Below are 19,582 nucleotides of genomic sequence, written 5' to 3' on the forward strand. Positions count from 1 at the left end.
CGATGGCGGACGCCGAGGTCAGGGTCGAGGTGGAGGGGCGCACCCTCGCGGTCAGCAACCTCGACAAGGTGCTCTATCCGCGCACCGGCACCACGAAGGGCGAGGTGCTGCACTACTACGCGACCATCGCGCCGGTGCTGCTGCCGCAGCTCCGCGATCGGGCGGTGACCCGGGTGCGCTGGCCGCACGGCGTCGCGGACTCGAGCTTCTTCGAGAAGAACATTCCGTCCCGGGCGCCGCGCTGGGTGCGCACCGCCACGGTCCCGACCACGGGCTCGCGCACGGCCAGCGGCAAGGACGGCCTGCTCACCTTCCCGATCGTCGACGACCTGGCCACCCTCACCTGGCTGGTCAACCTGGCCGCGCTGGAGCTGCACGTGCACCAGTGGCGGGTCTCCGCGGACGGCGAGCCGCTGGGGGCGGACCGGATCGTCATCGATCTCGATCCCGGCGAGCCGGCCGGCCTGCACGAGTGCTGCCAGGTGGCGTTGCTGGCGCGCGAGCTCCTGGTCGGCCGCGGACTGGCCAGCACGCCGGTGCTCAGCGGTAGCAAGGGACTGCACCTCTACGCCCGGCTTCCCGCCGTCCTGCCCAGCGAGGAGTCCTCCGCCCTGGCCAAGGAGGTGGCCGAGGAGCTGCAGCGCGAGCACCCGAAGCTGGTCACCGCGACGATGACCAAGAGCCGGCGTACGGGCAAGGTCTTCCTGGACTGGTCGCAGAACGCAGGGTCGAAGACGACCGTGTGCCCCTACTCGCTGCGCGGACGCGAGCAGCCGACCGTCGCAGCTCCCGTCACCTGGGCCGAGGTGGAGGGCGGCGCCGAGGACCCCCTCGGCCTGGAGCAGCTGCGCTTCGAGGACGTGCTGGATCGCATGCGGGAGCACGGGGATCTCTTCGGCGCGGACTAGACCCGTCGCTTCGCAGCGGCGGTGGGAGCAGTGTTACCGCGGCGTGGCGACCCCGTGGCGAGCTTGTAGGACCGGCGTGGATCCGACGGGGTGGCGGCCGGCGGAGCGCCGACCTAGCGTCGGCGGCGTGGAGATCTCCACCGTTCCGCACCGGCGGGCCGCTTCGGCCCGTGGCTGGCTGGTGGCCGGCGGGCTGGTGATCGTGGTGGCGGTGGTGCTTCTCGGCGTCCAGGCGCTGCTGGGGGTGCAGCCTTCGGTGGTCGCCGGCCACGACCTGGCCGGCAAGGCCGATCGCGGCACGCTGCTGCTCTCCACGCAGGCAGCGGTCGGCCAGCTGCGTGTCGGGGACGTGATCACGTTCCGGCCGCCCGCGCCGTACGACCGCGGGGTCCGGGTGACCCGCGAGGTGGAGGCGCGCGACCTGCTCGGCGCCCTCACCGCGAGCGACGCCGGCGTCGATCCCTGGCAGCTGCCCACCAGCGGACCCGACGTGGAGCGCGCGGTGGTGCGGGTGGCCTATCTGGGCTACCCGTTCCTCGGCTCCGGCTCGCTGCTGGAGCGGGTCCTGCTGCCGGTCGTGCCGGTGATGGTCATCGCCGCGGCGGTGCTGATCGCGGCCGGACGGACCAGGCGCCGGCGCACACCGCGCCGGGCCGCGTGAGGACTTATCCTGCCGGGTCGAGCCGTGACCTCTATCCTTCTCCCGTGGTTCATCGTGTGCTGGTCGTCGAGGACGAGGAGGACATCGCCTTCCCCCTCGTGCGCACCCTCGAGCGCGAGGGCTACGACGTCAGCTGGGTCCAGACCGGCGCCGCTGCGCTCGAGGCGCTCGACGGACGCACCGAGATCACGCCCGACGTGGTCATCCTCGATCTCGGGCTGGGCGACATGGACGGTCTGGACGTGTGCCGGGAGGCTCGCTCGGCCGGGTACGACGGCGGCATCATGATCGTCACGGCCCGGGCCGGTGAGCTGGACCGGGTGGTCGGGCTCGACTACGGCGCTGACGACTACCTCGCCAAGCCGTTCGGACTGGCCGAGCTGCAGGCCCGGGTGCGCGCGCTGCTGCGCCGTACCGGTGTCCGAGCGGTCCCCGGCGCCGAGGGCGGGCTGCGGATCGACGTCGCCGCCCACCGGGTCTATGTCGACGACCGGGAGGTGCCGCTGACCGGCAAGGAGTTCGAGGTGCTGGCCGTGCTGGCCCACGCTCGGGACAAGGTCGTCCCCCGCGAGCGGCTGATGGCCGAGGTCTGGGACGAGAACTGGTTCGGCTCGACCAAGACGCTCGACGTCACGATCGGGCGGTTGCGCAGCAAGCTGGAGTCGGCCGGTGTGGCCGACCGGGTGGTCGCCGTCCGCGGCGTGGGGTTCCGCCTCGAGGGCAGCCCCTCGGATGCTTAGAAGGCTCGTCCTTCTCCTTCTCGCCCTGGTCCTCGTCCTGGTGCCGGCTGGCTACCTGCTGCGCACCTGGTCGGTGGAACGCTCGGTGCGCTCCCACGATGGCGAGGCGGGGCATCGAGACGTGCTGGTGCTCGCCGCACTCCTCGACCAGCGGCTCTCCTCGGGCGGGATCGTCGACCCGTCCCTGTTGCGGCCCATCGCCGGACCCGATGTGGCGATCCGCTACCACCCGGCTACCGGCCCCGACGTCGAGGTCCGTGGGTCGGGCTACACCGGCTCCCTGGACACGGACCCCGGCAGTGCCGACGTGTGGTCGGCGGCCCGCACCGCCGACGGCGGGTACGTGCTGCTCAGCGAGGATGCCGGGGTCGTCCGTGCCACCGCGTGGCAGAGCCGGTCGGACCTGGTGCTCCTGCTGCTGATGACGGTGGTGGTGGCGACGTTGGTGGGTCTGCTCCTCGCCGGGTGGTACACCCGGCCGTTCCGTCGACTGGCAAGGGCGGCCTCGTCGCTCCGCAGGGGCCGGTTCGAGCTCGACCTGCCGCGGCGCGGTGCTCCCGAGGTGCGCGCGCTAGCCGAAGCGCTCGATGCCAGTGCGCAGCAGCTGCAGGACCGGTTGGCCGGGGAGGACGAGTTCGCCCGCCGAGCCTCGCACGCGCTGCGCACGCCGCTGACCGGACTGCGCTGGGAGCTGGAGGAGGCGGCGGTCCGCGACGACCTGCCCGAGCATGTCGCCACCGCGCTGGCCCGCTCGTTGCGACGGGTGGACCAGCTCGACGAGGTCACCGGCGAGCTGATCGCGGCGGCGCGAGGCCGCGCGTTGGTGGCGGGGGCCACCCTTCCCCTCGAGGCGCTCGCCGGTCAGGTCGCCCAGCGTTGGGCCGACGAGCTCGACGCACACGGCCGGGAGCTGACAGCGCAGATCGAGGGCGGCGCCGCGACGACGTACACGCCCGGTCCGGTGGAGCAGATCCTCGAGCTGCTCCTGGTCGACGTGGTCCACCGCAGCAGGGGCGCCGTCCGGATCGGCTTCGCCGTGGGCACCGAGGCGCACCTGCGCATCACCGTGCGGGCAGCGTCCGCCCGATCGGAGCGCAGGACGGGCGGCGCGCCGATGGCACGGGCCCGGGCCGTCGCAACCGCCCTGGGCGGCCGGCTCGAGGGCGAGTACGCCGCCGACGGCGTGGAGATCGTGCTCCCCAGGCGCTGAACCGGCCCTTGATGCGACAGGATGGGGACATGACGAGTGGTACCCACCGGCCGATCGAGACCTGGCTGACCGACATGGACGGGGTGCTCGTCCACGAGGAGGTGCCCCTGCCCGGGGCCGCCGACTTCATCGAGGCGCTCAAGGCCACCGGCCGCCGCTTCCTCGTCCTGACCAACAACTCGATCTTCACCCAGCGCGACCTGCGCGCCCGGCTGCTCGGAAGCGGCATCGACGTGCCCGAGGACGCGATCTGGACCTCGGCGCTGGCCACGGCGAAGTTCCTGGCCGACCAGCGCCCCGGTGGCTCGGCATACGTCGTCGGCGAGGCCGGCCTGACCACGGCGCTGCACGACGTGGGCTACGTGATGACCGACCGCAGGCCCGACTACGTGGTGCTGGGGGAGACCCGCACCTACTCCTTCGAGGCGATCACCCGCGCGATCCGGCTGATCGAGGGCGGCGCGCGCTTCATCGCGACGAATCCGGACCCGTCCGGGCCCTCGCAGCACGGCACCCTGCCGGCGACCGGCTCGGTGGCGGCGCTGATCTCGACCGCGACGGGGCGCACGCCGTACTTCGTGGGCAAGCCGAACCCGCTGATGATGCGCACCGCCCTGAACCGGATCGAGGCGCACTCCGAGACCACCGCGATGATCGGCGATCGGATGGACACCGACGTGATCAGCGGGCTCGAGGCCGGCCTGCGGACCTTCCTGGTGCTGACCGGTTCCACCCGAGCCGACCAGGTCGAGGGGTTCCCGTACCGACCGACCACCGTGGTCGACTCGGTCAAGGATCTGATCCCCCTGGTGCACCCGCCGAAAGCCGACTGAGACGGCGCGACCGAACCGGCTGTCGAGGCGGAACCGCGTGATTTGAATCGCATTCAAGTTGAGGATTCACGCTTAGCGTGTGACCTGCGTCACTGAATCAGCGGCACCCTGTTTGGATTTCCGCTGATTGGTATGCCTACCGTCTTGATCGTTTGCGCCAGCAAGCACCGGCCCCGGCACACGCCGAGTCCTGCCCCTTCCGGAGCCGGTTCCGTAAGACGATCACCCAGGGGCAGGAGCGGGGGACCCAACGTTCCACGCGGCGGCGCCGGACCACCGGCGTGCCGCTCGGGGTGAAGCCGGACGTCTCGCAGTTCCAGGACGTCGGCCGGGCACCTTCTCGCCCGAACCCGACAGCTCACCTCGCAGGCGTGGGAAGGACACCCACGCATGCCCAACTTCATTCGCACCACCATGGCCGCGACCGCCTGTGCCGGCCTTATCGCCCTTCCGGCCGTCGGCGCCCACGCCGTCGGCGCCCCGACCACCAGCCTGTCGAGTTTCACCCTGCCCGCCGCGGCCCCGGCGAGTGCACCGGCGAGTGCACCGGCGGACGGTGCCGCCACGGCCACCTCCAAGGCCGCGGTCGTCACCCCGAGCGCCAAGCCGCGCCTGACCAAGCACGAGCGCAAGCTGCGCATCGAGCACCGGCGGAAGGTCCGGCGCAACCACCGGGTGGGACGCGCGCTGCACGTCGCCGCCCGGCAGCAGGGCGACCCCTACCGCTGGGGTGCCACCGGCCCGACCTCTTTCGACTGCTCCGGTCTGATGCTCTACTCGTTCCGCGCGGTCGGACTGCACCTCCCGCGGACGGCGGCGGCTCAGTCCGGCGCGGTGCGCCACATCTCCCGTGCGCACATGCGGCGCGGCGACCTGGTGTTCTTCACCTCGGGTGGTCACGTCTACCACGTGGGCATCTTCGACGGCTGGAGCCACGGTCGCCGCATCATCATCCACGCGCCGTACTCCGGCGCCGACGTGCGCAAGGAAGCGATCTGGACCAACGGCTGGTTCCCCGGCACGCTGCGGCTCTCCTGAGCGCGCCCGCCGGCGGGTCCGGACGCTGTCAGCGCGAGAGCTGACGCGCCCGGATCTGCTCGGCGAAGACCGCCCGCCGCAGTGCCGAGCGGGTCCGCTCGTCGGGCGGGAGCGTGATCACCAGCTCGGTGATGTCGCGCTTGGGGGTGCTGCGGAAGAGGTCGCCGTCGAGGGCGAACTCGGCGCCGCCGAGGTTGAAGTGGGCCCGCAGGCTCGGCTCCTCGCCCTCCTCCGGCGTCGGCAGCGGCTGCGGCATCTGGCAGCGCAGGGCCGCCTCGCTCACGTCGAGCAGCGACGCCTCGAACTTCTCCTCGCCGTACTCCAGGATCAGCGGCAGCGCCACCGACACCCGCACGTGGGCGCGCCGGTTGGTCACCCGGACCTTGCTGATCGGCTCCGCGTGCCAGATCCGGACCTTGCCGTCGATGGCGCGCTCGGTGACCCGCACCGACTGTGCGTAGAGACCCACCGCCGAGGTCCACTGCACCTCGAACGGCCGGCCGATGTCCAGGTCGGTGTCGAGGGGAAGCCCGAACGGGCGGGCCAAGATCAACGCACCCTCGGTGATCCCCTCCACCCGGCTGGCGAACTCGCCGCTCTCGCCGCGCAGCAGGACCGGCTGGTTGACGTCGGGCGAGTGCATGCCCTTCTGATCGGCCGGGACCCGCGGTTCCGGAGCCGCCACCCGCGAAGGCGAGCTGGATATCCTGGGAGTCACTGCGACATCGTGCCAGGAGAACCACGCTTTCCGTGGCGGTACTGGCAATCGCGTGCACATTTCTGCCGGCTTAGGGCCGGTCACCGTCTCTGAACCGCCGAACGCCGGTGTTGGAAGCGGTATCGGCCGTCGGGGAGCCTGATCGTCGCGTAGGTGGGGTCGTGGGCGCGTCTGTGGTGGTGTCCGCAGAGGAGGGATCCGTGGGCGAGGTTGGTGTGGCCGCCGGTTGACCAGGGTTGGTCGTGGTGGGCGTCGCACCAGGGTGCGGGGACGGTGCAGCCTTCTGCACGGCAGTGTTTGTCTCGTAGGGCGAGGGCTTTGCGCTGGGTTGGGGTGAAGAGTCGTCGGGTGCGGCCCAGGTCGAGGGGTTCGGAGTTGCCGCCGAGGACGGCGGGGATGATGCCCGCGGTGCAGGCCAGGCGGCGGGTTTCGCCGGTGCTGATGGGGGTGCCGTCGTCGAGCCATGCGACACCGAGGTCGGCCTGTAGCTGGTCCAGGGTCATGGTGACGATGACGGTGGTGGCGTCGCCGCCGTGGGCGGGGAGTCGGGTGGGGTCGGTGTTCTCCAGGAGTTGGGCGAAGGCGTGGGCGAGGAGCCGGCTGCGGGGTTGGACTCTGCCGTCGGCTTCCAGGGCGGCGATGCGGGGTTGGGTGTAGGCCTGCAGGTAGGTCCGCAACCGATGACCCACGACCTCGGGCACGATGCCGTGGATCCTCGTCATGCCGTCGCCTTGGTCGGTGATCGACAACGTCGCTCTCGCTTGGGCCTGTTCCTCGAGCCGGTGGATCGCTGCGGCTTCGGCGGCTTCGGCAATGTCGGGGGCGATGACCTCTAACAGATGCGTGGTGAGGCGGCGTAGGTTCTTGGGCCGGTGCTCACTCGCGAGGTCGCACAGGGTGACCTCTGCCTGGGCGAGGACCTCGGCGGGTAGGTCGTCGGGCAGGTCGTCGAGTCCACGGAGGATGACGCGGGCGTGCTCGAGACTGAACCGACCCTGTGCGAGCCTTGCCCGGACCACCGGCCGACCCTCCAACTCCTGGGCGAGACGTAGCGTGGCGTGCGCGGCGGGACTCTCGACCCGGTGCTGGGCGATCAGCCAGGCTGCGACATCGCGGGCACCGACCTCGGCGGCCACATCGTCGGCGGAGGCGACCACGCGCAGGTACAGCTCCTCCAGCCGCGTCCGGGACCGCATCAGCGCGGCGAGCGCTTCCTTCTTCTCATTCGTTCCCAGGAAGACCGGGTTCGCGTCCGTGGCCTGGTCGAGGGCAGCAGCGATCGTGGCGAGTGTCGCCTGGATCTGATGCATGAGGACCACCACCGAGAGAGATCAGTTCGAACGCATGTTCGAAGCCTAGGTGGTCGGATGTGTGTGGTCAACCCTCTTTCAACAAACGCGTTCGGCGGAGATCTCGTCGTACTGGATCACGGCCATGGTGGCCCGACGCAACTGTGCTCAAGGCACTCAACCCGGCCAAGACACCGGGCCACGCTGGTACTGGCCCACGCTTTTCGTTTCCTCAGGCCAACCCGAAGCAACGGCCGCCTTCAAGGATCGAGGCGGACCGAAAGTGACCGCTCGACCCGCAGAAGGTGACGTCTCAACCCGTCGAAACTGACGCCTCGACGTGGGTTGTCCACAGTTGTCTGGACCAGGCCTGTCCAGGCAGCACACCGCGACGTACGGTGCTGCGACTGGAGTCCTCACTCGGGAACGGAGTCCGGCCATGGAGTCGACATCTTTTGTCGAGAGCGTCAGGCCTGTCGACGGACAGGTCGTCGAGCTGCTCGACGCGCAACTGCGCGCGGCCGTCCGGCAGGAGGCGGTCGATCCGCAGCGCGACCTCGGGGTCGTGCGCCGCCTGGCCGAGGCGGTGGTGCGTGCGCACGACGAGCGGTCGCTGACGGGGGCGGTCCAGCCGGTCGGCGATCCGGCCGCCGTGGTGGCCGAGCTGGTCGCGCGGCTGTCCGGGTTCGGGCCGTTGCAGCCCTATCTCGACGATGCGGAGGTCGAAGAGGTCTGGATCAACGATCCTTCGCGGGTGTTCGTGGCGCGGCGGGGGCGCCACGAGCTGACCAACCTGGTCCTGGATCCGCAGCAGGTCACCGATCTGGTGGAGCGGATGCTGAAGGCGTCAGGCCGGCATCTCGACCGCTCGACGCCGTTCGTCGACGCGACGATGCCGGGCGGCATCGCTTGCACGTGGTGCTGGACGGCATCTCGCGTGGCTTCGCGGCGGTCAACATCCGCAAGTTCTCGATGCGCGCCGCGCGGCTGGCGGACCTGGTCGCGCTCGGCAGCCTCTCCGCCTCGGCTGCCGCCTTCCTGGAGGCCAGCGTGCGTGCGGGGCTGAACATCCTGCTCGCCGGCGGGACCCAGGCAGGCAAGACGACCCTGCTCAACTGCCTGGCAGCCGCGATCCCCGGCGGGGACCGGGTGATCAGTGCGGAGGAGGTCTGGGAGTTGCGCTTCCCGCACCCGGACTGGGTGGCGTTGCAGACCCGGCAAGCCGGGCTCGAGGGCACCGGCGAGGTGCGACTGCGCGACCTGGTCAAGGAGACGCTGCGGATGCGGCCGAGCAGGATCATCGTGGGTGAGGTCAGGGCCGAGGAGTGCCTCGACCTGCTCCTCGCGCTCAACAGCGGCATCCCCGGCATGTGCACGCTGCATGCCAACAGCGGTCGCGAGGCGCTGGTCAAGATGTGCACACTGCCGCTGCTGGCGGGGGAGAACATCAGCCCCCGGTTCGTCATCCCGACCGTCGCGGCGAGCGTCGACCTGGTGGTCCACCTCGGGATGGACGCGCGCGGCGTGCGGCGGGTCAACGAGATCGTCGCCGTACCGGGGCGGGTGGAGAACGACGTCATCGAGACGGCGTCGATCTTCGAGCGGCACGGCACGGAGCTGCGCCGGGCGAGCGGGATGCCTCCGCGACCCGAGCGGTACGAGCGCGTGGGGGTCGACCTCCACGCCCTGCTCAACAGGGCCGGCTGATGGGTGCCGTGGTCGGCCTCGGCCTCGGCGTGGGCCTGTTGCTGTGCTGGTCGGTGGTTGCCGTGCCGCGAGCCGCACGCGGCCCGCGACGAGCCGAGCGCACCGAGGCGCTGCTGGCGCGAGCCGGTCTCGCAGGCGTCTCGTCGGCGAGCGTGTGGGCCCTGTGCCTCGCCTGCGCCCTGGTGGCGTTGCTGGCCGGCGAGATCCTGACCCGTACGCCGCCGGTCGCGGTGGTCTTCGCCCTCCTGGCCGGCTACCTGCCCGTCGGGGTGCTGGCCGGGCGGGCGCGGCGTCGCCAGCGCGAGTTCGCGGAGGTCTGGCCCGAGGCGGTCGACAATCTGGCCTCGGCCGTCCGCGCGGGGCTGTCCCTGCCCGAGTCGCTGGCGGGACTGGCGGTGCGCGGGCCGGCGGCGTTGCGCGAGCCGTTCGAGCAGTTCGCCCTCGACTACCAGGTCTCGGGCCGCTTCGGTGACTGCCTCGACCGACTCAAGGACTGCCTCGCCGACCCCGTCGGCGACCGGGTGGTGGAGGGCTTGCGCATCGCGCGCGAGGTAGGGGGCGGTGAGCTCGGCCGGCTCCTGCGCAACCTGTCGTCGTACCTGCGGGCCGAGTCGCGCACCCGGGCCGAGCTCGAGTCACGCCAGGCCTGGGCGGTGAACGGCGCTCGCCTCGCCGTGGCGGCGCCGTGGCTGGTGCTGCTCTTCCTCTCCTTCCAGCCGGACGTGATCCAGCGCTACTCCTCGGCGGCGGGCGTGGTCGTCCTGGCCGGTGGAGCGGCGGCCTGCCTGATCGCCTACCGCGTGATGCTGCGGATCGGCCGGCTGCCGACCGAGCGGAGGATCCTGCGGTGAGCGCTGAGGTCGTGGGGGCCGCGCTCGGTGCGCTCGGCGGCGGCGCGATCCTGCTGGTGGCGGCGAGGATCGCGGCGATCCGGCGCCCGCAGTTCGCGGTGCGTGTCCTGCCCTACCTCCGCGACGTCGGCGCCGATCCCCGGGCGATCGCAGCGACGACCTCAGCCCCCGCGCTGCCACCCGTGGTCGGTGCGGTCTTCGGGCCCGGCCTGCGGGTGGCCGCCGACGGCGTGGAGCGGGTCCTGGGCGGAGCAGCCTCCGTCCAGCGCCGGTTGGATCGGGCCGCCCTGGATCGCACGGTGCTCGACTTCCGCGTCGAGCAGGTCCTCTGGGGGCTGGTCTGCTTCGCCGTCGCGGCGTTCCTCGGACTGCTCCGCGGCCTGCGCGACCCGAGCGCCGCCCTTCCCACCCTGGTCGTGTGCGTCGTGGGCTTCGTGTTCGGGGTCCTGGCACGCGACTCCTGGCTGAGCACGCAGGTACGCGACCGGGAGCGGCGCATCGTGGCGGAGTTCCCCACCGTCGCCGAGCTGCTCGCCCTGTCGGTCGCCGCGGGCGAGGCCCCGGTGGTAGCCCTCGACCGGGTCGTACGCCGCAGCAGGGGCGAGCTGTCGCATGAGCTGGGCCGTGTCCTCGCGGCGGTCAGGACGGGTCGGCCGGTGGCCACCGCCTTCGACGAGCTGGCCGCACGTAGCGGCCTGCCGCTGGTCGCTCGTTTCGCCGCGGGCATCGCCGTCGCCGTGGAGCGCGGCACGCCGCTCGCCGACGTCCTGCACGCCCAGGCGGCCGACGTGCGCGAGGCCGGCCGTCGCGAGCTGATCGAGGTGGCGGCACGCAAAGAGGTCCTGATGATGATCCCGATCGTCTTCCTCGTGATGCCCACGACCGTTGTCTTCGCGTTCTTCCCCGGTGTCCTCGGGCTGCATCTGGGCATGTCCTGAATCTCGGAAAGGAAACATCATGGACAGACTCGCTCTCACCCTCCTCCGGCTGCGGCACGACCTGCTGCGCGAGCGCGACGACCGGGGCGACGTACCCGGTTGGGTGCTGGTCGTCGTGATGACGGCTGGGCTGTGCGCGGCGCTCTACGGCGTGGCGAAGGAGCAGCTCAACACGATGCTCACCAGCGCGCTCGACCAGGTGAAATGAGCCGCCGAGCGCGCGGTTCGGCAGTCGTCGACCTCGTGCTGGCGCTGCTGGTGCTCGTGCCGCTCGTCCTCGGTGCGCTCCAGGTCGCACTGGTGCTCTACGTGCGCAACACCCTGGCCTCGGCCGCCTCGGAGGGCGCGCGCTACGCGGCAACGCTCGGCCACTCCGGCGGCGACGGCGTGGCCCGCACGCGCGCGCAGCTGTCCGGCGCGGTCTCGGACCGGTACGCCCGCGACGTGACCGCCTCGGCGACGACCATCGACGGCGCGCCGGCGGTGCTGGTGACCGTGCACGCCCGGGTCCCGGCGCTGGGCCTGGGTGGGCCGGCGGTGAGCCTCACCGTCTCCGGGCACGCGGTCCGGGAGACGGAGTGAGCGGCCGCGATCGCCGCCGGCGTCCGATGCCCGGGAAGGGGGAGCGGGGGAGCGGCCTGATCGAGCTGACCTGGCTCGGCATCCTGCTGCTGATCCCTCTGGTCTGGATCCTCCTGTCGGTCTTCGCCGTCCAGCGTGGGGCGTTCGCCGTCAGTGGAGCAGCACGCGCCGCCGGTCGCGCCTACGTCCTGGCCCCGAGCGACGGCATCGGGCTGGAACGTGCCCGCGCCGCCGCGCGGCAGGTGCTCGCCGACCAGGGGCTCAGCGAGGCGCCGCTCGACCTGACGGTCAGCTGCACGCCTGTCCCCGCCCCCTGCCACAGCGGCACCTCGATGGTCACCGTGCGGGTGTACAGCAGCGTCCGGATCCCGCTGCTTCCGCTGGTGTTCGGCGGCGGGTCGCCGCGATTCGCGTTGGAGGCGACGCAGGTGGTGCCGGTGGGGCAGTACCAGGAGGTGGCCGGTGCGTCGCGATGAGCGCGGCTCGACGATCCCGCTGATCATCGGCTTCGCGCTCGTGCTCGCCCTGGTGGTGGGGTTCGTCGTCGACGCCACTGCCGCCTACCTGCGCCGTCAGGCGCTGGACACGCTCGCCGACGGGGCGGCGCTGCGGGGCGCCGACCTCGGCGCGGCCGGGACGGAGGTGTACGCCGGTGGCCTCGGCGCCGACGACCTCCACCTCACGGCGATCACCGCCCAGCACGCCGTCCACGCCTACCTCGTCCAGGTCGGCGCCTACCGGCACTACCCCGGCCTGACCGCCTCGGTCACGCTCGACGCGGCGGCGCAGCGGGTGCAGGTCCACCTGCAGGCGCCCCTCCACCTGCCGCTCCGCATCCCCGGCTCGCCCGCCCACGCCACCGTCGGAGCCGAGGGCGAGGCATCGGTCCTGGTCGACCGCTGACCCCGCCTCCTCAGACGCCGTTCGGCATCACGTCACCGGAACGTCGCCGAGCACCCCCGGGATGCGGAGGTCCGTCTCGGATCGTCCCACCTCAAGGATCGTCGGGCTCTCATCAGATGACGGTGTGGCGAGCTTGGCAGGATGATGGCCGGGTGGTGTCGGGGCCTGCCGAAGATGGAGATTCCGACAACAGCCAACCAAGAGCTCCCCACTTGTCCGAGTGCGTCAGCTGATTCTGATTGACCAAGAGCAACGTTCGTCGCGGTGAACGGCATTCTGTGCAAATCTTCTATGCGCGATTCGCCGGCCACGCCGACGCCTACCAAGGTGCTGTCACCCTCAACCGGAGGTGCTGATGTCAGCTCGAACGAGAGCCACTGTCGTGCTGATGTTCGTAGCGGCCTCGACTCTTGTCTCCGGCTGCGCGAGCAACTCGTCAGGTTCCTCGGAAGGCTGCTGGCTCGGCGACATTCGAGTGTCGAACGCGTCAGCGCGGCCAGGCGACACGATCCAGATCTACAACGTGAACCCCGCGTGCCGATCGACCGCTGGCCTTGCGGTGAGGTTCGCTATCCGGGACGCACGTGACCATGTCGCAAAGATCGGATCAGCGACCCAGTTGGCGCGCGGAGGAGGATTCTCAGCCACAGCAACGGTTCCGTCGACCACCGCTCCGGGGCAGGTGCACATCGTCACCATCTTTGGCGGCTGCGCTGATCATGAATCCTGTGCGGGCCCGGCTGAAGCCGCGCTGATGATCCGCAGGTGACTTGACCAGCCGTACGGCAGGTCGCGTAGCGACGATTCCCCACCCTCTACGGGCTCCTCGCCGCGGTCGGGAACCGCAAGGGCCCGTTGCCCCTTCGATGTGGGGTTGCGTCGCGGGATGGCGACCCCTGAGCGACCAGCCCGCTCAGCATCCCCGGCTCGCCCGCCCACGCCACCGTCGGAGCCGAGGGCGAGGCATCGGTCCTGGTCGACCGCTGACCCCGCCTCTTCAGACGCCGTTCGGCATCACGTCACCGGAACGTCGCCAAGCACCCCCAGGATGCGGAGGTCCGTCTCGGATCGTCCCCACCTCAAGGATCGATGTGAAATCGCTTCGTCGTGTCCTGGCCGCCGTACCGGCCGCCTGCCTCGGTCTTGCCGGAGCCGCGGTGATCGCGCCGCCCGCGCATGCCGCCGCAGCGAACGTCCAGATCACCGAGATCGCCTACGGCGGCAAGGTGACCGGGTCGGCCACCGGTGATGGTGAGTACGTCGAGATCACCAACGAGGGTGACGCCGCCGCGGACCTGACCGGGTGGAGCTACGCCACCGGCGCCACCGCACCGACGGCGCCCGGCGGGGTGAGCCTGAGCAGCCTCGGCACGCTGGCGCCCGGCGAGTCGGCGATCGTCACCGACCTCAGCGCCGCTGAGTTCCGCACGGAGTGGGACCTCGCCTCGTCGGTGAAGGTGGTCTCCAACGGCGGGACCGTCACGCTCAACAGCGGGCCGAACGGCGCCTACGTCTTCGACGCCGGCAACACGCTGGTCGACAAGGTGACCTACGTGAAGAGCGCGTTCAGCGGCAAGGGTGTCGCCAAGACCCCTGCCGCGGCCGCCTCCTCCCAGGACCTCGCAACCGGCTGGACCGACGAGACCGTCGGTGACGCCGAGGGCTCGTGGACCAGTGCTAGTGGAGCGATCGGCTCACCGGGCGCCTCGACGTACGGGACCTCCACGCCGGCGAGCGTGCGCACCGCGAACGTGCAGATCACCGAGATCGCCTACGGCGGCCTGACCACGGGCGCCAACGGTGGTGACGGTGAGTACGTCGAGATCACCAACGAGGGCAAGGGCTCCCAGGACCTGACGGGATGGAGCTATGCGACGGGCACCGCTACCCCGACCGCCGCGGGGCCGGTCAGCCTCGCGAGTCTGGGCACGCTCGCGCCGGGCGCGTCGGCGATCATCACCGACCTCAGCGCGACCGAGTTCCGCACCGAATGGGGCTTGAAGAGTTCGGTCCCCGTGCTCGACAACGGCAAGCTGGCCACGCTCAACAGCGGCGCCAGCGCGGCATGGGTGCTCGACGGCGGCAACACCGTCGTCGACACGGTCGCCTACCCGGCCAAGGGCGGCGTGGGCGCTTTCAGTGCCAAGGGCCAGGCCATGACCGCGACGGCGGCGGCCACCTCGCAGAGCACCGCGAGCGGCTGGGCGCTCGAGACCGTCGGCGACGCGGAGGGCTCGTGGGCGAGCGTGCACGGAGCGGTCGGCTCGCCGGGCGCCTCGACGTACGGGACCGCCACGGCGGCGAGCGTGCGCACCGCGCCCGCCGTCGAGGACCCCCACACGGTCGTGAAGATCGCTGCGGTGGATGCCACCGCCGGCACGGTGACGCTGCACAACACCGGCACCAGCGACCACGACATCTCCGGTTGGACGATCCAGGACACCGCGGGGACCGTCATCACCATCCCGGCCGGCACGACGCTGGCTGCCGGTACCTCACAGACATTCACGGCCGCTACCGACACCTTCGACGCCGGCACCGACGTCGCCCAGCTCTATGACGGCGGCACCCTGGTCGACTCCAGCTCGTGGAACGCCGACCCGAACTGGGCGGACGTGACCATCAACGAGGTCTCCTCCGACAACGCCACCGCCGCCCAGAAGGCCGCCGGCGACCCGATGCAGGACGCCATCGAGCTCTACAACAAGGGCGACGCGGCCGTCGACCTGACCGGCTGGAAGCAGATCGACAGCGGCGCTGCCAGCGCGGCGACGACCTTCGGCCCGATCTACGTCAACGGCTCGGCCACCGCCGCGAGCGACATGAAGATCCCGGCGCACGGCTACGCCGTCTTCTCCTCCAAGGCCGGTTTGAGCAGCGGCGGTGACGGCGTGAAGCTCTACCTGCCCAACGGCACCCTGGTGGACAGCCTGACGTACGGCGCCGGCGAGGCCGGGATCGACGAGGTAGCCGATCCGGACAACACCATCACCTCGGTGGCCGCCTGCCCCGACGGCAGCCACACCTACCTCAAGGTGAAGGCCTACAGCTTCGGCGCCAGCAATGCCACGGCGTGTGCGAGCGGTGAGGAGCTCGGCAGCGGCTCGGCGCCCACCAGCGACGTCCCGTGCACCACCGAGGCGCCGGGCGCCACGACCGAGCCGGTCGCCGGCGCGGTCGCCTGGCCGGGCAGCGACGAGGTCTCGGTGGCCGACGACGTGTGCGCCTGGGACGGCGGCGGCACCCAGCAGGACCTCTCCGGCCTGGTCTTCGACCCGACCGACCCGAACATCCTGTGGGCGGTGAAGAACAAGAGCGTCGTCTACAAGCTGACCAAGAACGGCGGCATCTGGCAGAAGGTCACCACCGACGGCTGGGCGAACGGCAAGAACATCAGGTTCCCCGGCGGATCCGGCCTGCCGGACTCCGAGGGCATGACCGTCGGCCCCGACGGTGCGCTCTACATCACCACAGAGCGCGACAACGCGAGCAACTCGGTGCCGCTCGACAGCATCCTCCGGTTCGACCCCACCGGGTCGTCGACGACGCTGACGGCCACCGACGAGTGGAACCTGACCGGCGACCTGTTCGCACCCGACGACAGCGCCGACGCCAACCTCGGCTTCGAGGGCGTCACCTACGTGCCGGACAGCTACCTGACGGCCAACGGCTTCATCGACGACAACACCCACGCCGCCTACACGCCCGCGACGTACGCCGGCAAGGTGACCGCCGGGCTCTTCTTCGCGGCCGTCGAGAAGACCGGCCACCTGGAGGCCTACGCCCTCAACGCCGACCACAGCTACACCCGGGTGGCCGACATCGCGACCGGCATGGCTGGGGTGATGGACGTGTCCTACGACGCGGGCCTGCAGCGGATCTGGGCGCAGTGCGACAACACCTGTGGGGTCTCCCTGACCCTGCTCGAGGTGGGTGCCGACGGTCACGTCGTCCCCGAGCGGCACTTCTCGCGCCCGGCCGGCCTGCCCGACAACAACCTCGAGGGCTTCGCCGTCGCGCCGGTCTCGACCGCCGTCGACGGTGAGCGTGAGGTGGTCTGGTCCGACGACGGCAACTTCGGCACCAGCACCACCGGCGTCTCGATGCTGGCGGACGCCGGCGGCCACTCGCTGTGGACCGGACGGATGGACGCCGATCTGGAGCTCGGCCCCCAGGGGTACGACGCGACGGCTCCGGTCGTCGTCGCCCACGCCGACCCGGCGCCGAACGCGGCGGGCTGGAACAACGCAGCGGTGACGGTGACCTACACCTGCACCGACACCGGCTGGGGCGTCGACGATGCGGCCAGCGACCTGGCCGCCGACACCCTCACCAGCAGCGGCACCGCGTCCGGGACCTGCGTCGACCTGGCGGGCAACACGGCGACAGCCACCTACACGGCGAAGATCGACACCGTGGCGCCGAGCGCCGCAGGCATCACGATCGCCGGGCCGTCCTCGGTCGAGACGGGCTCGGTCCGCTTCACCATCGCGTCCAGCGACGCGGACGTGACGTCGTACCTGTGCCGGCTCGACGGCGTCGACGCCGACTTCGTCGCCTGCACCGTCCCGGGCGCGTACGCCGCCAGTGGTCTCGCTGTCGGCTCCTACACCCTCGAGGTCGAGGCGGTCGACCAGGCCGGCAACGTCAGCGCCCCGGCGCGGCACCGCTTCGCCGTCGTCGCGAAGGCGCCGGTCACCGTGGTCAAGCCGGTCGTGCACCCGATCACCGGCAAGCCCAAGGTCGGCAAGAAGCTGAAGGTGGCGGTGACAGTGCCGAGCGGAGCGACCGTCAGCTACCAGTGGTACGCCGGCGGCAAGAAGATCAAGCACGCGACCAAGCGCTCGCTGAAGGTCACCAAGGCGCTGAGGAAGAAGAGGATCAAGGTCCGCGTGACGATCCGCGTGCCCGGGCAGCCGACGGTCGTGCAGACGATGAAGCTGGGCAAGGCGGTCCGCTGAGCACGCTCGCCGTCCCGCGGCGGCGTCCGGATTGAGGGGCCGCCGCGGGGACCGACTAACCTTGGTCCCCGTGGCAGCTACCGACTTCGACGCCGAGATCAAGCAGCTCCAGGCGACCCTCCACACCGTCGAGCAGGTTCTGGACCTGCCGGCGATGAAGACCGAGATCGCCGACCTGGAGAGCCAGGTGGCCGCACCTGACCTCTGGGACGACCAGGCCAACGCGCAGAAGGTCACCGGCCGGCTCTCCCTGCTGCAGGGCGAGGTGGAGCGCTTCGAACAGCTCGCCGGGCGGGTCGAGGACCTCGGTGTCCTTGCCGAGCTCGCCCAGGAGGAGAGCGACGCGGACACGCTGGCGGAGGCCGACGCCGAGCTGAACCGGGTCAAGAAGGACGTCGAGGCGCTCGAGGTCCGCACGCTGCTGTCCGGTGAGTACGACGCCCGCGAGGCGATCGTGACCATCCGCTCGGGCGCTGGTGGCGTGGACGCCGCCGACTTCGCCGAGACGCTGATGCGGATGTACACGCGCTGGGCCGAGCAGCACAAGTACCCCGTCGAGGTCTTCGACGTCTCCTACGCCGAGGAGGCCGGCATCAAGTCGGCCGAGTTCGCGATCCACGCGCCGTACGCCTACGGCACGCTCTCGGTCGAGGCCGGCACCCACCGGCTCGTCCGGATCAGCCCGTTCGACAACCAGGGCCGGCGGCAGACGTCGTTCGCGGCGGTCGAGGTGGTGCCGGTGCTCGAGCAGACCGACGACATCGAGGTCGACGAGAACGACGTCCGCGTCGACGTCTTCCGTTCCGGCGGCCCCGGCGGCCAGTCGGTCAACACGACCGACTCCGCGGTCCGCCTGACGCACATCCCGACGGGCATCGTCGTCAGCTGCCAGAACGAGAAGTCGCAGCTGCAGAACAAGGCCTCGGCGATGGTGGTGCTGAAGGCCAAGCTGCTGGCGAAGAAGAAGGCCGAGGAGGCCGCGCTCAAGAAGGACCTCAAGGGCGACGTCGCGGCAAGCTGGGGCGACCAGATGCGCAACTACGTGCTCAACCCCTACCAGATCGTCAAGGACCTGCGGACCGGCTACGAGACCGGCAATCCGACCTCGGTCTTCGACGGTGACCTGGACGCGTTCCTCGAGGCCGGCATCCGCTGGCGCCGGGGGGCCGACAAGGCTGCGGCCAACTGAGCATTTCGGGGTAGTCCGGGGCGCACGTCATGGGTTACCCACGAGTAGCGCTGATTTCCGCCCCGGACTACCCCGACGAGCACGCAACAGAGCCGCGACCCCCATCCCAAAGGGTCGCGGCCCTGTGGCACCCACCTGCCCCTGAGCCGGTGGCTGCCGGACCCGCGGGCTGCTCTGACCCAGCCGCGGCCGTCGGCGTGTGTGCCGCCGGAACCTGAGGCGCTAGGCGGTCTCCCGCCGTACGTCGCCGGTCTGTTGCGGTGCTGCCGCTCGGTGCGCGCCCGTGCCGATCAGCGCCAGCAGCTGCTCGTGCGCTTCGGCGTAGCCGTCCTCGACCGGCGCCTCGCCGTCCGGACCGCGCACGGCGAGGTCGAGGTGGACCCGGCCTTCGGCGAGTCCGACCACCCGGTCGGCGAGGACGAGCGCCTCGTGCGGGTCGTGGGTGACGACCACCGTGGCCAGCCCGCGTCGTGCGGTGGCGAGGCGCAGTGCCCGGTGCAAGAGGCGCTGGTCGAGGGCGTCGAGGGCGCGGTAGGGCTCGTCGGCGAGGAGCAGCTCGGGGTCGCCGGCCAGGGCGCGGGCCAGGGCGACCCGGTGCTGGTCGGCGGGGCACAGCTCGCCGGCCCAGGTGTCCTCGAGATCGATCAGGCCGACCTCGGCCAGTGCGCGCCGGGCCCGGGGCCGTACGTCGGCCACACTGGCCCCGCCGGCACTGGCGGTGACGCCGAGCGCCACCTCGTCGAGCACCCGCTTCCACGGCCGCAGACCCGGGTCGCCGAGGACGGCGATCCGCTCCGGGGTGCGCAGGTAGCCGCTCGCCACCACCTCGCGGTCGAGCCGGGCGAGGGCGCGCAGCAGCGTGGTCTTGCCGCTGCCGCGGCGACCGACGACGGCGACCACCTGACCGCCGTGCAGGTCGAGATCGAGGCCGTCGAGGATGCCGCCGTCGGGGGTGAGGCTGCGGCACAGTCCACACGCTCGGACCACACTGGCCGCCGGGTCGTACGTCGGGTGGTGGGCGTCGGGGTGCTGCGTCATGCCGCCTCCTCACGTC

19 protein-coding genes and 1 riboswitch are annotated in these 19,582 nt (G+C 71.2%); of the genes, 16 read left to right on the top strand and 3 right to left on the bottom strand.

Annotated features, from left to right (window positions below):
• Positions 1–2: 2 nt before the first annotated feature.
• The 6 genes from ligD (at position 3) to P5P86_RS06595 (ending at position 5,390) form a co-directional block, all read left to right on the top strand.
• Positions 3–908, top strand: coding sequence for a non-homologous end-joining DNA ligase (gene ligD, locus P5P86_RS06570; RefSeq protein ID WP_280610508.1), 906 nt, complete (start codon positions 3–5; stop codon positions 906–908).
• A 127-nt stretch (positions 909–1,035) separates the two neighbouring features.
• Positions 1,036–1,569: a hypothetical protein gene (locus P5P86_RS06575; RefSeq protein WP_280610509.1), complete on the top strand. Its 534-nt coding sequence runs from the start codon at positions 1,036–1,038 to the stop codon at positions 1,567–1,569.
• 44 nt (positions 1,570–1,613) lie between these two features.
• A complete protein-coding gene (locus P5P86_RS06580; protein ID WP_280610510.1) occupies positions 1,614–2,309 on the top strand; it encodes a response regulator transcription factor in 696 nt (231 codons plus the stop codon).
• Entirely contained in the window at positions 2,302–3,519 is a 1,218-nt protein-coding gene (locus P5P86_RS06585; RefSeq protein ID WP_280610511.1) for a sensor histidine kinase, read from the top strand. The genes P5P86_RS06580 and P5P86_RS06585 overlap by 8 nt, the downstream gene beginning before the upstream one ends.
• Positions 3,520–3,548: 29 nt before the next feature.
• Positions 3,549–4,352, top strand: coding sequence for an HAD-IIA family hydrolase (locus tag P5P86_RS06590; protein ID WP_280610512.1), 804 nt, complete (start codon positions 3,549–3,551; stop codon positions 4,350–4,352).
• Between the two features lie 193 nt (positions 4,353–4,545).
• Positions 4,546–4,736: riboswitch (cyclic di-AMP (ydaO/yuaA leader) on the top strand.
• 6 nt (positions 4,737–4,742) lie between these two features.
• Positions 4,743–5,390 carry a C40 family peptidase gene (locus P5P86_RS06595; RefSeq protein WP_280610513.1) on the top strand — a complete coding sequence of 216 codons (648 nt, stop codon included), beginning with the start codon at positions 4,743–4,745 and terminating at the stop codon, positions 5,388–5,390.
• 28 nt (positions 5,391–5,418) lie between these two features.
• On the opposite strand, the gene P5P86_RS06600 is transcribed toward P5P86_RS06595, so the two are convergent.
• A complete protein-coding gene (locus tag P5P86_RS06600) occupies positions 5,419–6,033 on the bottom strand; it encodes a PilZ domain-containing protein (protein WP_280610514.1) in 615 nt (204 codons plus the stop codon).
• Between the two features lie 155 nt (positions 6,034–6,188).
• A complete protein-coding gene (locus P5P86_RS06605; RefSeq protein ID WP_280610515.1) occupies positions 6,189–7,418 on the bottom strand; it encodes an HNH endonuclease signature motif containing protein in 1,230 nt (409 codons plus the stop codon).
• Between the two features lie 418 nt (positions 7,419–7,836).
• Here P5P86_RS06605 and P5P86_RS06610 point away from each other — a divergent pair, with 418 nt between their 5' ends.
• The 10 genes from P5P86_RS06610 to prfB all read left to right on the top strand — a co-directional run bounded on the left by P5P86_RS06610 (position 7,837) and on the right by prfB (position 18,528).
• Positions 7,837–8,463: a hypothetical protein gene (locus P5P86_RS06610; RefSeq protein WP_280610516.1), complete on the top strand. Its 627-nt coding sequence runs from the start codon at positions 7,837–7,839 to the stop codon at positions 8,461–8,463.
• Positions 8,370–9,104 (top strand): TadA family conjugal transfer-associated ATPase, encoded by a 735-nt coding sequence (locus tag P5P86_RS06615; protein ID WP_446724931.1) that lies wholly within the window; start codon positions 8,370–8,372, stop codon positions 9,102–9,104. The genes P5P86_RS06610 and P5P86_RS06615 overlap by 94 nt, the downstream gene beginning before the upstream one ends.
• Positions 9,104–9,955 (top strand): type II secretion system F family protein, encoded by an 852-nt coding sequence (locus P5P86_RS06620; RefSeq protein ID WP_280610517.1) that lies wholly within the window; start codon positions 9,104–9,106, stop codon positions 9,953–9,955. The genes P5P86_RS06615 and P5P86_RS06620 overlap by 1 nt, the downstream gene beginning before the upstream one ends.
• Entirely contained in the window at positions 9,952–10,893 is a 942-nt protein-coding gene (locus P5P86_RS06625) for a type II secretion system F family protein (protein WP_280610518.1), read from the top strand. Before P5P86_RS06620 ends, P5P86_RS06625 begins: the two co-directional genes overlap by 4 nt.
• A 19-nt stretch (positions 10,894–10,912) precedes the next feature.
• The gene (locus P5P86_RS06630; RefSeq protein ID WP_280610519.1) at positions 10,913–11,101 is read left to right on the top strand and encodes a hypothetical protein; all 189 of its coding nucleotides are present in this window, start codon (positions 10,913–10,915) and stop codon (positions 11,099–11,101) included.
• The gene (locus P5P86_RS06635) at positions 11,098–11,475 is read left to right on the top strand and encodes a TadE/TadG family type IV pilus assembly protein (protein ID WP_280610520.1); all 378 of its coding nucleotides are present in this window, start codon (positions 11,098–11,100) and stop codon (positions 11,473–11,475) included. The genes P5P86_RS06630 and P5P86_RS06635 overlap by 4 nt, the downstream gene beginning before the upstream one ends.
• Positions 11,472–11,951, top strand: a complete 480-nt coding sequence (locus P5P86_RS06640) for a hypothetical protein (protein WP_280610521.1) — start codon at positions 11,472–11,474, stop codon at positions 11,949–11,951. Before P5P86_RS06635 ends, P5P86_RS06640 begins: the two co-directional genes overlap by 4 nt.
• Positions 11,938–12,378 carry a pilus assembly protein TadG-related protein gene (locus P5P86_RS06645; RefSeq protein ID WP_280610522.1) on the top strand — a complete coding sequence of 147 codons (441 nt, stop codon included), beginning with the start codon at positions 11,938–11,940 and terminating at the stop codon, positions 12,376–12,378. Before P5P86_RS06640 ends, P5P86_RS06645 begins: the two co-directional genes overlap by 14 nt.
• A gap of 1,091 nt (positions 12,379–13,469) precedes the next feature.
• Positions 13,470–17,339: a lamin tail domain-containing protein gene (locus P5P86_RS06650; RefSeq protein WP_280610523.1), complete on the top strand. Its 3,870-nt coding sequence runs from the start codon at positions 13,470–13,472 to the stop codon at positions 17,337–17,339.
• Positions 17,340–17,409: 70 nt separating this feature from the next.
• Positions 17,410–18,528, top strand: coding sequence for a peptide chain release factor 2 (prfB, locus tag P5P86_RS06655; RefSeq protein WP_280610525.1), 1,119 nt, complete (start codon positions 17,410–17,412; stop codon positions 18,526–18,528).
• Between the two features lie 222 nt (positions 18,529–18,750).
• Here prfB and P5P86_RS06660 read toward each other — a convergent pair whose 3' ends face one another.
• Complete coding sequence (locus P5P86_RS06660) at positions 18,751–19,566, bottom strand: ATP-binding cassette domain-containing protein (protein ID WP_280610526.1); 816 nt, start codon at positions 19,564–19,566, stop codon at positions 18,751–18,753.
• Positions 19,567–19,582 lie beyond the last annotated feature (16 nt).

Origin of the sequence: Nocardioides sp. BP30 (genome assembly GCF_029873215.1) — a bacterium.
Classification (GTDB): Bacteria; Actinomycetota; Actinomycetes; order Propionibacteriales; family Nocardioidaceae; genus Nocardioides.